Here is a 13282-nt window from a genome sequence, read left to right on the forward strand (position 1 = left end):
CCGTGCCCGGGAGCGCCGCGACGGCCCCGACGGGGTCGTGCGCGGCGTCCGCTCCGGGCGGCGGGACCGGGCGGCCGTCGAGGCAGCGGCGCAGCAGCCGCTCCACCAGGGCGGCCCGGCGGACCACGTCCGCGGCGTCGAGCGTCCCGGGCAGGACCCGCACCTCCACGGTGTCCCGCAGGGGCCGGTCCACGACGAGCTGCGTGAGATTCACGTCGGCGTACTTGGTGATGCCCGTCCCGCGCGCGGCGCGGCGCAGCTCGTCCCACGTCGGGGTCGCGCCGCGGTCCACCAGGTCCACGAGGTCCGCGGGCAGCGCGCCCAGGCGGCGGCACGCGGGGTTCGTGCCCAGGGCCGCGCGCAGCGGCTCGCGCCAGTGCCCGAACAGCCGGACGAGGTTCGCGAACGCCGCCGGGGTGCGGAACGGGGCGCCGTCGACGTGCAGGTGCACCGCCGCCTCGACCGGCACCGTGAACCCGAGGTCCCGCGCCGGGGTCAGCAGCGCGTCCAGCACGGCGCCGTGGTCGCGGACCAGCGGCGGCGTCACGACCTCGCACGGGCGCTCGCGCCCGCCCGGCAGCGGCATCGCCACCGCGACCGTCGCGCCCGCGGCGTCGTTCACCCGGGCCGCGCCGCCCAGGACCTCCACGGCCGTGCCGACCAGCGCCGCGACCGGCTCCAGCACGTCCGGCAGGGCGGCGTCCGGGTCGACCTGCCGCTCCACGATCCGCAGCAGCCGGGCGTCGTCGCACAGCACCCGGTACCAGCCGCGGTGCCCCGGCGGGGTGCGGGTGCCCGCGAGGTCCGCCTCGATCGTGATGTCGTCCACCAGCCGCGCCACCGGCGCGCCCGCGGCGTCCACGACGTCGAACGCGGGCGACAGGTGCCGGAACACCCCGACGCCCGGCACCGCGGACGGCTCGCTGTCCGTGTGGAACGCCCGCCGCACCGACCCGCCGCAGCGGTCCGCGAGCGCGTCCGCGAGGTCCCGCCGGTCGGAGCCGGCGGGCGCGAGCAGCTCGATCTCGAACCCGGTGCGCAGGGTGAGGGTGTCGATGGTCGTCTCCCGGGAGTCCGTCCGCGGTGCCAGGTGCATCAGCCGAGGTCCGCGCCCGACGGTGCCACGGGGAGGGTCTGCCCGTCGAGCAGGGCCTGCCCGGCGCGCGTCTTCGTCTCCAGGGTGTCGGTCTGCCAGAGCGCGGCGAGTTCCTCCACCTCGGGCCACTGGTAGCCCGCGGCGAAGAACGCGTCGATCGCGGCGGTCTCGTCCGCGCCCAGCGGCGCGGTGGCGTGCGTGCCGGGCTCGAACGGCAGCGCCGCGCCGTCCAGGACGAGCTGGCCCGCGCGGGCCTTGACCTCGGTGGTGTCGAGCGACCACAGGTCCTCGAGCGCGGTCACGTCCTCCGGGACGAAGCCCGCGCCCCAGAACGCCTCGTACTGCTCCTGCGTGTACCCCTCGGGCAGGGCGCTCCAGTCGGTCGCGACCGCGGCGTCCTCCGCCGCGGCAGCGGCGTCGACACGGTCGCGGGCGACGTCCTCGACAGCCCGCGTCGGGGACGCGAGGGTCGCGCCGCCGCCCGCGGCGAAGGCCAGGCCGGTGCCGACGGCGCACAGGCCGGTGGCGGCGACGCCGATGCTCAGGAGCCGGACGCGGGTCGTGCGGGTGGTGCTGGTGCTGCTGGTCGTGCGGGTCACGGTGGACCTCCCTGGTCGTGCGGTGGTGCGTGCACTCCCAGGACGCGTCCCGGCCCCGATCTGTGGAGCCGGGACGCGAACTCGTCAGCGGATGCCGGCGGCGCGGGCCCAGGCGACCGCCTCGGCGCGCGTCGTGGCACCGATCTTCCGGTACACCGAGCGCAGCTGGGTCTTCACCGTGTTGCGGGACACCCACAGGCGCCGCGCGACGTCGTCGAGGGTGACGTCCTCGCCGAGCTCCGCGAGCACGACACGCTCCCGGGGGGTGAGGGGCTCGCCCAGCATGTCGGGGGTGCGGGCGGGGATGTCGATGGTGCTCATGGTGTCCTCCTAGCGGCGCTCAGGTCCGTCGGCGGGACGTCCCGGAGCCTCTCCCCAGGTCGGTGCCCCGCCGTGCCAGGAGTTCGGAGCCCTCGCCCGGACGGCTGGGTCCTGTCACCCGGACGGAGCAGCGCGTCGCCGCGACCGGCGCCGGAGTACGGTGCGCGCAGGTGCACCGCCACGACGACCGGAGGCCGCCCGCCATGTCCGACGACCACGCCGTGACCGTGGGAGCGGGGTCCCTGCGGCCCGACGCACCCGACGCCCTGGCCCTGCCGCACCGGTGGACCACCGCGGGCATGCGCGCGACGCCCGCGCCCACCGGTGCGCACCTGCTGCACCTCGCGGTCGCCGCGTGCGTGCTCAACGACCTCTACCGCGAGGCCGGGGCGCTGGGCGTCACCCTGGACGGCGCCGCCGTCGAGGCCCGCGGCGGGTTCGACCCCGGGACGTGGGCGTCCACCGGCGTCACCTACACCGTCCGGTGCGACACCACCGCACCCGACGACGTCGTCACGCGGCTGCTCGCCGCGGTGGACGCGGTGGCGGAGATCCCGCGCGCCCTGCGGCAGGGCGTGCCCGTCACCCGTGGCGCCTGATAGACGGGGCCGTCGACGGGACGGAGCCCGCCTCCGCCCCGTGGGCGCAGGTGGACTCCGTCCCCGCCAGGGGCGCTACGCGCCGAGCGTCGCGGTGTCGATGACGAACCTGTAGCGGACGTCCGAGCGCAGCACGCGCTCGTAGGCGTCGTTGATCTGCGACGCCGCGATGACCTCGACCTCGGGGGCGATGCCGCGCTCGGCGCAGAAGTCGAGCATCTCCTGCGTCTCGCCGATCGAGCCGATGCTGGAGCCCGCGAACGAGCGGCGGTTGTTGAACAGCGAGAACACCTGCACCGGCAGCGGCTCCGGCGGGGCGCCGACGCTGACGAACGTGCCGTGCAGGCGCAGCAGCCCGAAGTAGGAGCGCAGGTCGATCGGGGCGCTGACGGTGTTGATGATGAGGTCGAACGAGTTCGCGAGCGTCTCGAACGTCGCCGGGTCGCTGGTCGCGTAGTACGCGCCCGCGCCGAACCGGCGGCCGTCGGCCTCCTTGGACAGCGACTGCGAGAGGACGGTCACGTCGGCACCCATCGCGGCGGCGATCTTCACCGCCATGTGCCCCAGGCCACCCATGCCGACCACGGCGACCTTCTTGCCCGGGCCGGCCTGCCAGTGCGCGAGCGGCGAGTAGGTGGTGATGCCCGCGCACAGCAGCGGCGCGGCGGCCTCGTACGGGATGGCCTCCGGGACGCGCAGCACGAAGTCCTGGTCGACCACGACGTGCGTCGCGTAGCCGCCCTGGGTGATCGTGCCGTCGCGGTCCACGGACGCGTACGTGCCGGTGTTGCCCTTCAGGCAGTAGTTCTCCATGCCCGCGCGGCAGTTCTCGCACTCGCGGCACGAGTTCACCATGCAGCCGACGCCCACCCGGTCGCCGACCGCGTGCTTCGTGACCTCGGCACCGACCTCGACGACCTCGCCGACGATCTCGTGCCCGACGACCTGCGGGTAGGTGATGGGACCCCACTCACCGCGCACGGTGTGGATGTCGGAGTGGCAGATGCCGGCGTAGCGGATGGCGATGAGGACGTCCGCGGGGCCGACGGGGCGGCGCTCGACGGTCGTCGGGACGAGCGGCTCCGTGGCGGACGGGGCGGCGTAGGCGTGCACGATCAAGGCGGTGCCTCCGGGAGGGGATGACGGTGGTGCGGGCGGCGCGCGACGCCGTCGTCGCGGGGGCCGTGGACCATGATGCAACCTCCCGGGCGGTGCCGCGCGGGTGCCACCACGGTCAGGTCCCCGCGGCGACCCGCTGCGTGCCGAGCACCGCGAGCAGCCGGAGCTTGTCGTGGCTCTCCGTGCCGGGCGTCGCCGTGAGCACCATCAGCTGCTGCGCCTGCTCCGGGTCGCGCAGGATCTGGCACTGCACCTCGATCACCCCGACCTCGGGGTGCACCAGCCGCTTCTCCATCGACGACGTCGACGCGATCTCGTGCTGCTCCCACAGCCCCGCGAACTCCGGGCTCGCGGCCAGCAGCGCGTCGACCACGGCGGCGGCCCGCGAGCCCCGGCCGCGCAACCCGTAGACGGCCCGGGCGTCCGCGACGAAGCCCCGGCCGATCCGCTCCTGGTCCTCCACCGGGTAGACGTCGCGCGACGTCGGGTCCGTGAACCACCGATACAGGACGCTGCGCATCAGCCCGGTGAACCGGGTCTCGTCGCCGAACAGCGCCCGCGCCGCCGGGGTCTGCACCAGGGTCTCCCCCGTCTCCGACATCACCTGCGCCGGGGTGTCGGCGAGGCGGTCGAGCACGCGCATCATCGCCGGGGACACGTGGTCGCCACGCAGCGCGCGGGTGGGGGCGGCGTGCCCGGCGAGGTGGAACAGGTGGTCCCGCTCCGGGAGGCTGAGCCGCAGACCGCGCGCCATCGCCGTGAGCACCTGCCCCGACGGCTGCGGGCCGCGGCTCTGCTCCAGCCGGCTGTAGTAGTCGACCGACATGTCGCACAGCGCGGCGACCTCCTCCCGGCGCAGCCCGGTCGCACGGCGGCGCGACCCGCGCGGCAGCCCGACGTCCTCGGGTTGCAGCGCCTCGCGGCGGCGGCGCAGGAAGTCGGCGAGCTGGGGTCGGTCCATGCGCCCATCGTCGCCGGACCGGACCGCGCTGTGCAGGGATCGCCGGTCCCTGGTTCGCGTCACACCGCGAGCGGGACGCCGATCAACCTCTGGGTGACCTCCCACACGCGGCGCGCGTCGTCCGGGTCCGCGAGCCGGGAGTACAGCCGCTGCTCGGCGGGCGGACCGCCGAGGTGCAGCGGCCCGCTCGGCCCGTACAGGTGACCGCCGCGCACGTCCGGGCCGGTCACCGCGAGCACCGCCGGCAGCGCCGCGGACTCCGGGGTCCCGACCAGCAGCCCGTACCGGGACAGCGCGCGGATGAGGCGCACCTCGACGGTGTCCCGCGCCCGGCCCATCCCCGGCTGCGCGGCGAGCAGGTTCGTCGGCGAGACCCCGGGGTGGGACAGGGCGCTGCGGATGCCCCAGCCCTCCGCCTCGCTGCGCCGGTGCAGCTCCCGGGCGAGCAGGCCGGCCGCGATCTTCGACGACGAGTACGCACGCATCGGGTGGTAGCCCCGCTCCCACGACAGGTCCTCCCAGTGCACCGCGTTCTGGTTCGCCGCCACGCTGACCTGCGTGGTCACGCGTGCCCGCCCGGCGACCAGCAGCGGCAGCAGCCGCGCCACCAGCGCCGCGTGCCCCAGGTGGTTCGTGCCGAGCTGCAGCTCGAACCCGTCCTCCGTGACCTGCCGCGTCGGCGGCGTCATCACCCCGGCGTTGTTCACCAGCACGTCGACCGGTCGGCCGTCGGCGAGCAGCCCGTCCGCGAACGCCGCGACCGAGGTCAGCGAGGCGAGGTCCATCGGCCGCAGGTCGACCCGGGCGCGCGGGGCGGCCTCGCGGACGCGGTGCGCCGCGGCGTCGCCCTTCGCCGGGGACCGCACCGGCAGCACCAGGTCGGCCCCCGCCCTGGCGAGGCGGGTGGCGATGCGCAGGCCGATGCCGTCGCTGGCGCCGGTGACGACCGCCAGGCGGCCGGTCAGGTCGGGGACGGGCAGGTCGGTCGTCGTCGGCACGGGTACCTCCAGGGGTCGGCGGTCGCGCGGGGTCCGGCGGCCGGTGCCGACCATGCTGCGCGGGTCTGCCGGGCGCGTTCAGGGCCGGGCGGTCCACGGACCGGCGGTCCCTGGATCCGGTGCGGCCTTCCGTCCTGCCAGGTTGCACACGCCCCGGTGCTCGTTACGTTCGAGGTGAGGGGCCTGCGCGCCCCTCGCGGCATCCCGCGATCGAGCCGCGATCGCGCCGACCCGCTGGAGGACACCCGTGATCACCACCGCGACCCGCACCACCGCCCGCCGCCGCGCCCCGCGCGCGTTCGCCCTCGCCCTGACGGCCGGAGCGCTCGTCGTCGGGACGTCGGCGTGCAGCGGCGACGCGGAGGCCGAGGACACCACCGGGACCGACGTCACCACCCCGGCGCCCGAGGACACCGCGGACGAGACCGCGACCACGCCCCCGACCGAGGAGCCGGTCGACGGCGCCGGCCTGCTCGACGGCACCCGGCAGGTCGACATCCAGACCTACGGCAGCGCCTGGGTGACGACCACCGTGGAGGGTGGCGTCACCACGGTCACCGACCCCGCCGAGGCGGGCGGCGTCCCCACCACCTGGGTGTTCGAGCCGGTGGCCGGCGGCACCTTCCAGGTCCGCACGACCGCCACCACCGACGGCCAGCCGTCCTGCCTCAGCATCCCCGGCGACGACATCGTGACCGTCGCGACGTGCGACCCCGCCGCCGCCGACCAGCAGCTCGACGTCGGCACGCTCGACCAGCCCGACCAGGTGAACATCTCCGGCCCGGGCGGGGTGGTCGTGGCGGACCAGGAGGGCGGCCTCGCCGTCGACCCCGACCCGTCGAGCCCGGCGAGCGTGTTCACGCTCGTGGACCGCGGCGCGGCCGAGGGCTGACCCAGGTCGTCGGCGCACCCCTACTGAACATCCCGGTCCAGCCGGGGACCGCCGACTGAGTGGTCGCCGGGTGCGGCACCCTCCTGGGAGGACCGCGGCGACGCGCCGCGGTCTCGGGGAGGGCTCCTGGTGGGTGCGGTCGACCGTGCTGCTCGTCGCGGGTGGCGTCGTGGTGGCCCGCCGGCCCCGCGTGCGCCCGGCACGACCGGCGCGGCACGGTCATGACACCGGTGTGGCACGTCGTCCTGGCCCTGCTGGCGGTGGTCGGCGTCGTGGGCGGCGGCGCGCGCCTCCGGGACCGTGTCCGCCGGACGGGGCGCCGACCCGGGCGGTGAGGACCCGGGTCGTCACCACGATCCCCCTCAGCCCTCGCCGCCGCACGTGCCGGCGGCGCACCCGGTGACCAGGAGGCTGTCGTGGACGGCCATCGCGACCGTGCCTCCGGTGTCGGAGTCGCCCACCTGCGCGTTCACCGGGCCGCGACCGCCGACGACGACGTTGGTGTCCTCGTCGGAGACCACGTTGCGCGTGCCGTCGACGTGCACGGACCGGTCGTCGACGCCGTCACCCTCGACCACGGGCAGGCTCTCGGCTGGCGGCGCGGCGGAGCCGACCGCGCCCGCGGCGGAACCGGAGGCGGGCTCCTCCGGCTCCGCGGGCTCCTCCCCGTCGGCGCCGTCCGAGCCGCCCACGTCGCCGGTGACGACGACCGACCCGGTGACGTCGACCGCGTTGATCGCGCCGGAGTCGGTGTCACCGGTGTTGGCGTTGACCGGGCCGACGTGGTCGACGACGAGGTTCGCGTCGTCGTAGGCCACGAGGTTGCCCGATCCCGTCACATGCACGGAGTGGTCCTCGTACCCCGCGAGGTCGGCGCCGCCGGGGACCGCGGGTGCCCCGAGCACCGCCTGGGGCCGTCCCGGCACCGAGCCGCTGACCTCGCCGGTCGTCCTCGCCGTCTGCGGCGCCGCCCCGGTGCCGGGTGCGGTCCGGGTCGAGGTCGGCTGCGCCGGTCCCGTCGCGCCGGTCCGCACGGTGGAGGTCTGCGCGTCGAGCACCACGGCGGACCCCGAGGACGGCGACCCCGTGTTCGCGAGCAGCCGCCCATCGTGCCCGACCGTCACCACCGCCCCGTCGCTGGCCACCACCGACCACCAGGAGCTCACGACGGACGTCACGACCGCCTGCACCGCGGGCGACGACGCGACCCCGGCTTCGGCACCGCGCAGGGACGCGTCGTCGGCGTCCTGCGCGGGTGCCGTGCGCAGCGGCTCGCCCGTCGCCTCCGCGACCGGGACAGACGCGACGGTGGCCGTGGGCACGGCACCCGAGGGCGCGGTCCCGTCCGGGGCGACGACCACCACGACCACCTGCGGCGGCTCGGCTGCCGGCACCTCCTGCGGGGAGGCCGCCGTCGGGTCCGGTGGCGTGGCCGCGCGGGCCACGACGACGTCGTGCACGACCCACGCCGCCACGAGCGCGGTGAGCACGAGCAGGAACCACCCGAGCAGGGCGCCCGGGGCAGGTCGGTGGTGCGAGGTCTCGGTCATGATCGGTCCGTCCCAGTCGAGATCCGGGTACCGCGGGCGCGGCGCAGCCGCGACGGGGAGACAGGACTGCGCGACGTGTCCCCCCGGACGAGTCGGTACGAGGGCCGTGCCCAAGGCGCCGACCGAACCGTCACATCGTCCCGCTCGGTGTCGGGCCGCGCGAGACCACCCTCACAACGATGCCTTGCTGGGCTAGTAGTTGATCAGATACAGTACTCGTCATGATCAACTTCACCGACTCCGTCGGGGCCGGAGACCCGTTCGCTGCCGACCTCCTGCGCGGCCACACCGACACGATCGTGCTCGGCGTGCTGCGCGGGGCCGACCGGTACGGGTTCGAGATCTACAAGGCGATCCGCGACGCCACCGGCGGGCAGTACGAGATCAAGGAGGCCACCCTCTACGCCTCGTTCCGCCGCCTCTCCCGCGACGGGCTGGTCGAGGGGTACTGGGGCGACGAGTCCCAGGGCGGGCGCCGCAAGTACTACCGCATCACCGACGCGGGACGGGCCGTCTACCGGCGGGACGTCACCGCGTGGCGCGCGACCCAGCGCATCATCAACACGCTCCTGGACCTGGAGGAGGACCCCCGATGACCAGCACCACGACCCTCAACCTGCACCGCGCGCTCGACGAGGCGTTCGCCGCCGCACCCCCGGGTGCGCCGACCCAGGACCTCAAGGAGGAGGTGCGCGCCAGCCTGCTGGCCCGCAGCGCCGCGCTCGAGGCCGCCGGCGCCGACCCCGGGACCGCAGCCCGCACCGCCCTGGACGAGCTCGGCGACCTCCGGGAGATCGTCGCGACCCTCGACCACCCCGCCACCGACGCCGCCCCGCCGGACCTCGCCGTCGAACGGCTGCTGCACCGCGTCCGCCCGCGCCCTGCCTACGTGCTGCGCACCACCGCCCTCGGGATCGTCGTCGCCGGCGCGGCGACGCTGCTCGCACTCGTCGCTGTCGGCGTCCTGGGCTGGTCGATCACGGTCGGCGCCCTCGCCGTGCCGGTCCTGGCGCTCGGCGCCGGGACGCTCGTCGCGGACGCGCTCCGCCAGGAGACCACGTCCAGCTACGCGCTGCCGACCGGTCGGGCGCTCGGCTTCGGCGCCGCATCGACGGCGACCGGCGCCGCCCTCGGCCTCGCCGCGCTCGTGGTCGCCGCACCCCCGCTCACCTGGGCGGTGGTGGCCGGCGCCGTGCTGCTGGTCGGCGGGGTGCTCGCCTTCGTCGCGCTGGGCACCACCGCCACCAACCGGCACAAGCCGTGGGTGCTCGACGAGCACCGCCGCGCCGCCGCCGGCAACCGGTTCGAGCAGGAGCCGGACGCCGCCGCCCGGTTCGGCATCTACGTCAGCGCCCTGGGCTTCGCCGCGCTGCTCGTCTTCGCGCTGCTCACCCTGACCGTGGGCCTGCGCTGGTCGTGGCTCGCGCTCGCCGTCGCCGTCCCCGCCGTGTTCCTCCTGCTGGCGCGGATGCTGTTCCCGGCTCCCCGGGCCTGAGGCGCTCGGTTCGCACGTCCGGCTCCTGCCGGCCGCGGCGCGCACCGGCGCCGCGGCCGACGAGTCCCCGTCGCACGGCGGTCGAACCGGTCACCCCGCCACGTCGTGCAGGACGTCGGCGGCCGTCCGGGCCCCGTCCGCCGCCCGGACCGCGACCCCGAGGCGTGCCGCCTCGTCGCGGTACGCCCGGTCGGCGAGCACCTCCTGCACCGCCGCGCGCACCTGCGGCACCGAGGCCGACCGGGGCAGCGTCGACCCCGCACCCAGGTCCTGCACCCGACGCCCGATGAGCGGCTGGTCGAACGCCGGGTTGAGCGGCAGCACCACCAGCGGCGCGTCGTGCGCCAGCGCCAGCACCGTCGTCGCGTGCCCGCCGTGCCCGACGACGAGCGACGCCTCCGGCAGGACGTCGACGTGCGGCAGGTACCGGTGCACGTCGGCGTTCGCCGGCGCCCGGAGCCCGGCCGGGTCGACGGCGGGCCCGGTGGTCGCGACCACCCGCACGGGCAACGGCGCCAGCGCGTCCAGGACCCGTTGCAGCACGTCGGCCTGACCGCGGACGAACGTCGTGCTCATGCTCACCAGGACCGTCGGCACGGCACCACGCGGGGGCGACGCGGGTGCGAGGTCCGGCAGCACCGGACCGGTGTGGTGCAGGCGTGGGCGTCTGCGGTCGCCACCCAGGTCGAGCTCCTCGAGCGTCGCCACGACGACCGCGTCCGCCGCGGCCCACAACGGCCACGGGTCCAGCCCCGCCAACCGCGCCGCCGCACCCGGCGCCCCGCGCGTCATCGACCGCTCCACCGCCGCGAACAGCGAGTGCACCAGCACGACGTACGGGATCCGCGCCCGGGAGACCGCGTCCAGCGCGCCGTACAGCAGGCAGTCCACCACCACGAGGTCCACGGGCTCGCGCTCGACCTCCCGCACCAGGTCCCGGCCGAGCCCGCGGCCCAGCAGCAGCCGCAGGAACCCGACCGCCTCGCGGACCGGACCACGCGCGCCGGTCGCCGTCCACGGACCCGAGCGACGGAACCCGGCGAACGCGAACCCCTCGCGCTCCAGGGCCCGCCGCTGCTGCGGCTGGCCCAGGAACCGCACCGCGTCACCGCGGCGACGCAGCTCGCGCGCGAGCAGGACCGCCGGACCGACGTTGCCGCCACCGTCCCAGGTGACCACGCGCACGCGTGCCACTGGCCCCACCCCCTCCGGCGCCGAGCACCATCGTGCCGCCGGGGCGTGGGAGTGCGCACGGGTGAAAGCCACGACGCGCCGTCAGGCGCCGCGCGACGACCGACCGGGACCGGGTCGTGACGTCGCGACGCAGGGGTCAGAGCGTGTACCCCGGGGTGGGGTCTGCGCTGCTCACGGTCACCGGATCAGGCCGTCAGCCCGTCGACCCACGCGCGGTTCTCGTCGATCCAGCCGGCGATCAGGTCGTCGTACTCGCCCGTCTCGGCACCGGGCTGCAGCGCGCTCTGCAGACCGGCGAGCTGGTGGAGGTCCATCTCGAAGTCCGCGAGCCAGCCACGCGCCACCGGGGCGTCGTCGGCGAACCCGGTCCGCGAGAACATCGTGATGCTCTCGGCCTCGCCCAGGGCGCTGTCCGGGTCCTCGAGGTTCTTCAGGTCGAGCTCGCTGTAGATCCAGTGCGGCTGCCACAGGGTCACCGCGATGTTCTCGCCCGCGTCGATCGCGCCCTGCAGCTCCGCGAGCATCGCGGGCGTGGACGACGTGACGAACTCCATGTCCTCCAGCCCGTAGCCCGGGATGACCGCCTCCTCGGTGAGACGGGTGATGCCCGCACCGGCCTCGATGCCGACGATGCGGTTGTCGAACGCCGCCGCGTTCTCCGCGAGCTCCGCCAGCGAGTCGACCGGGGCGTCCGCGTTCACCGCGATGGTGTTCTGCGCCTGGTCGTTCCACACCCCGATCTCCTCGAGGTCGTCGCCGTACTCCTCGATGTACTCGCCGTGCGTCTGCGGCAGCCACGACCCGAGGTACAGGTCGTAGTCCCCGGCGGACAGCCCGACGAACGCCGTGGCGATGTCGACGTACTCGACGGAGACGTCGTAGCCCTGCTCGTTCAGCACGGACTGCCACAGGACGCTCGACGCGACGACGTCGTCCCACCCCGACACCGCGGCGATCGTGATCTCCGACCGGTCGCCGTTGGGCGCCTCCGCCGCCGGACCGTCCGAGGAGGAGCAGGCCGTCAGTGCGAGGGCCGCGGCGGCTGCCGTGGCGAGGATCCGGGCGGTCGAGCGCATCGGGGCGTCATCCAATCTGGTCGCGCGGAGGCGACGTCGGGTTGAGGGTCCGCGGGTGCGGACGGGGCTCAGCCCGGACGGGTGGCGTGCGCGCGATTACCTCGCGCGGCGGCGGCTCCGAGAGCGCCGTCGTATCCTCGCCGACCGTACGCACCCGGGGCGGTCAGCACCCCGGGCTCGCGTCCAGTGCTGTGGCTGGGTGGCCGCGTCCAGACAAGCAGATGATTCAAGGACGAACCAATCGACCGTCACGAATCGCCCTGCGAACGAGCGCTCGGCCTGGCGCGAGCCCCGGCTGGATCCGTGTGATGACGCGGTCGGTCAACCAGCGGTCACAGTTCCATCACGATGATGAGATGGGCCGGTCAGGAGTCAGGGCGTGGCCGGGACGGACGAGGCTCTGATCACGAGCGTGGGCACGGCGACCTCGTGCGCGGTGGCAGCCCCGCCGAGCAGGGTCAGCGCCTGCGCCATCGCGGCGCGACCCATCGCCGCCCGGGGCTGGTCGACGCTGGTGAGCGCGGGCCGGACGAGTCCGGCCAGGTCGGTGTTGTCGTAGCCCACGACGGCGAGGTCCTCGGGGACGCGGACACCGTGGTCGGCGGCGCGGGCGAGGACCTCGGCGGCGAGCCGGTCGTTGGCGGCGAACACCGCTGTGGGGCCGTCGGGGAGCCCGGTCGCGGTGAGCAGGTCGGCGATGCCTCCCGTGCGTGCGTCGAACTCGCGCGGGCGCCCGGGGGCGGCCGCGCGGTAGGCGTCGCGACGCGCTCGGGCGGCGGGGCGGTCGGAGGCGGCGAGGAACGCGATGCGGGTGTGCCCCGCGTCGGCGAGGTGCTGCACCGCGAGGCGGGCCCCGGTCTCGTCGTCGTTGGACACCCACCCCGCCCCGTCCGGCACGCGCGCCGGGCGCCCGACCACCACCAGCGGCACCCGCGCGGCCGCCTGCCGCAGATCGGGCTCGTCGAGGTGCGCGGTCACGGCGATGACGGCGTCGACGCCGAGCTCGACCAGATCGGCGAGCCGGCGGCGCAGGAGATCGGGGTCGCGGCGCCCGTGGCTGAGGATGACGTCGTAGGCGGCTTCCTCGGCCGCGTCCTCGATGCCGTTGACGATGTCGGTGTGGTAGGCGTTGCGCAGGTCGGTGAGCAGCACGCCGACGAGGGCGCTGCGGCCGCTGACGAGCCGCTGCGCCCACCCGTTCGTCCGGTACCCGAGCGCCGCCGCGACCTCGCCGACGCGCCGCCGGCTCTCGGCGCTGACGCCCGGGTCGCCGCGTAGGGCCGCGGAGACGAGCGACTTCGACACGCCGGCCGCGTGCGCGACGTCGATGATCGTGGGGCGGCGAGGGCTGGTGCGGGACATCGGGTCGTTTCTACCACCCG

At 75.5% G+C, this 13282-nt stretch carries 14 protein-coding genes; 4 read left to right on the forward strand and 10 right to left on the reverse strand.

Annotated elements, in window-relative coordinates:
* The 3 genes from EBM89_RS06695 to EBM89_RS06705 all read right to left on the reverse strand — a co-directional run.
* Nucleotides 1-1096: amidoligase family protein (locus EBM89_RS06695; protein WP_122148683.1), on the reverse strand; the 1096-nt coding region annotated here is incomplete at its 3' end.
* Nucleotides 1096-1695, reverse strand: a complete 600-nt coding sequence (locus tag EBM89_RS06700; protein WP_122148684.1) for a hypothetical protein — start codon at nucleotides 1693-1695, stop codon at nucleotides 1096-1098. The genes EBM89_RS06700 and EBM89_RS06695, both read right to left, overlap by 1 nt.
* A gap of 84 nt (nucleotides 1696-1779) precedes the next feature.
* Complete coding sequence (locus EBM89_RS06705; RefSeq protein ID WP_122148685.1) at nucleotides 1780-2016, reverse strand: helix-turn-helix domain-containing protein; 237 nt, start codon at nucleotides 2014-2016, stop codon at nucleotides 1780-1782.
* A gap of 203 nt (nucleotides 2017-2219) precedes the next feature.
* Between EBM89_RS06705 and EBM89_RS06710 the strand changes: the two genes are divergently transcribed.
* Nucleotides 2220-2615: an OsmC family protein gene (locus EBM89_RS06710; RefSeq protein WP_122148686.1), complete on the forward strand. Its 396-nt coding sequence runs from the start codon at nucleotides 2220-2222 to the stop codon at nucleotides 2613-2615.
* A 75-nt stretch (nucleotides 2616-2690) separates the two neighbouring features.
* Here the strand turns inward: EBM89_RS06710 and EBM89_RS06715 are convergent, their stop codons facing one another.
* From EBM89_RS06715 to EBM89_RS06725, 3 genes are all read right to left on the reverse strand, one after another.
* Complete coding sequence (locus tag EBM89_RS06715) at nucleotides 2691-3734, reverse strand: NAD(P)-dependent alcohol dehydrogenase (protein WP_122148687.1); 1044 nt, start codon at nucleotides 3732-3734, stop codon at nucleotides 2691-2693.
* Between the two features lie 115 nt (nucleotides 3735-3849).
* Entirely contained in the window at nucleotides 3850-4695 is an 846-nt protein-coding gene (locus EBM89_RS06720) for a helix-turn-helix transcriptional regulator (protein WP_122148688.1), read from the reverse strand.
* 59 nt (nucleotides 4696-4754) lie between these two features.
* The gene (locus tag EBM89_RS06725) at nucleotides 4755-5693 is read right to left on the reverse strand and encodes an SDR family oxidoreductase (protein WP_233571593.1); all 939 of its coding nucleotides are present in this window, start codon (nucleotides 5691-5693) and stop codon (nucleotides 4755-4757) included.
* A 247-nt stretch (nucleotides 5694-5940) separates the two neighbouring features.
* On the opposite strand from EBM89_RS06725, the gene EBM89_RS06730 reads away from it, so the two are divergent.
* Nucleotides 5941-6585, forward strand: coding sequence for a hypothetical protein (locus EBM89_RS06730; RefSeq protein WP_122148690.1), 645 nt, complete (start codon nucleotides 5941-5943; stop codon nucleotides 6583-6585).
* A gap of 362 nt (nucleotides 6586-6947) precedes the next feature.
* Here EBM89_RS06730 and EBM89_RS21095 read toward each other — a convergent pair whose 3' ends face one another.
* Complete coding sequence (locus EBM89_RS21095) at nucleotides 6948-8135, reverse strand: hypothetical protein (RefSeq protein WP_158609534.1); 1188 nt, start codon at nucleotides 8133-8135, stop codon at nucleotides 6948-6950.
* Nucleotides 8136-8356: 221 nt separating this feature from the next.
* Between EBM89_RS21095 and EBM89_RS06745 the strand changes: the two genes are divergently transcribed.
* Both EBM89_RS06745 and EBM89_RS06750 read left to right on the forward strand, forming a co-directional pair.
* A complete protein-coding gene (locus tag EBM89_RS06745; RefSeq protein ID WP_122148692.1) occupies nucleotides 8357-8731 on the forward strand; it encodes a PadR family transcriptional regulator in 375 nt (124 codons plus the stop codon).
* Entirely contained in the window at nucleotides 8728-9630 is a 903-nt protein-coding gene (locus EBM89_RS06750) for a permease prefix domain 1-containing protein (protein ID WP_122148693.1), read from the forward strand. Before EBM89_RS06745 ends, EBM89_RS06750 begins: the two co-directional genes overlap by 4 nt.
* A gap of 90 nt (nucleotides 9631-9720) precedes the next feature.
* Here EBM89_RS06750 and EBM89_RS06755 read toward each other — a convergent pair whose 3' ends face one another.
* The 3 genes from EBM89_RS06755 to EBM89_RS06765 all read right to left on the reverse strand — a co-directional run bounded on the left by EBM89_RS06755 (nucleotide 9721) and on the right by EBM89_RS06765 (nucleotide 13262).
* Complete coding sequence (locus EBM89_RS06755) at nucleotides 9721-10824, reverse strand: glycosyltransferase (protein ID WP_158609536.1); 1104 nt, start codon at nucleotides 10822-10824, stop codon at nucleotides 9721-9723.
* Nucleotides 10825-11009: 185 nt separating this feature from the next.
* Nucleotides 11010-11900 (reverse strand): glycine betaine ABC transporter substrate-binding protein, encoded by an 891-nt coding sequence (locus EBM89_RS06760; protein ID WP_122148695.1) that lies wholly within the window; start codon nucleotides 11898-11900, stop codon nucleotides 11010-11012.
* 372 nt (nucleotides 11901-12272) lie between these two features.
* Nucleotides 12273-13262 carry a LacI family DNA-binding transcriptional regulator gene (locus tag EBM89_RS06765; RefSeq protein ID WP_199732011.1) on the reverse strand — a complete coding sequence of 330 codons (990 nt, stop codon included), beginning with the start codon at nucleotides 13260-13262 and terminating at the stop codon, nucleotides 12273-12275.
* Nucleotides 13263-13282 lie beyond the last annotated feature (20 nt).

Source organism: Cellulomonas triticagri, from assembly GCF_003696205.1.
In the GTDB taxonomy this organism is placed as follows: domain Bacteria; phylum Actinomycetota; class Actinomycetes; order Actinomycetales; family Cellulomonadaceae; genus Cellulomonas; species Cellulomonas triticagri.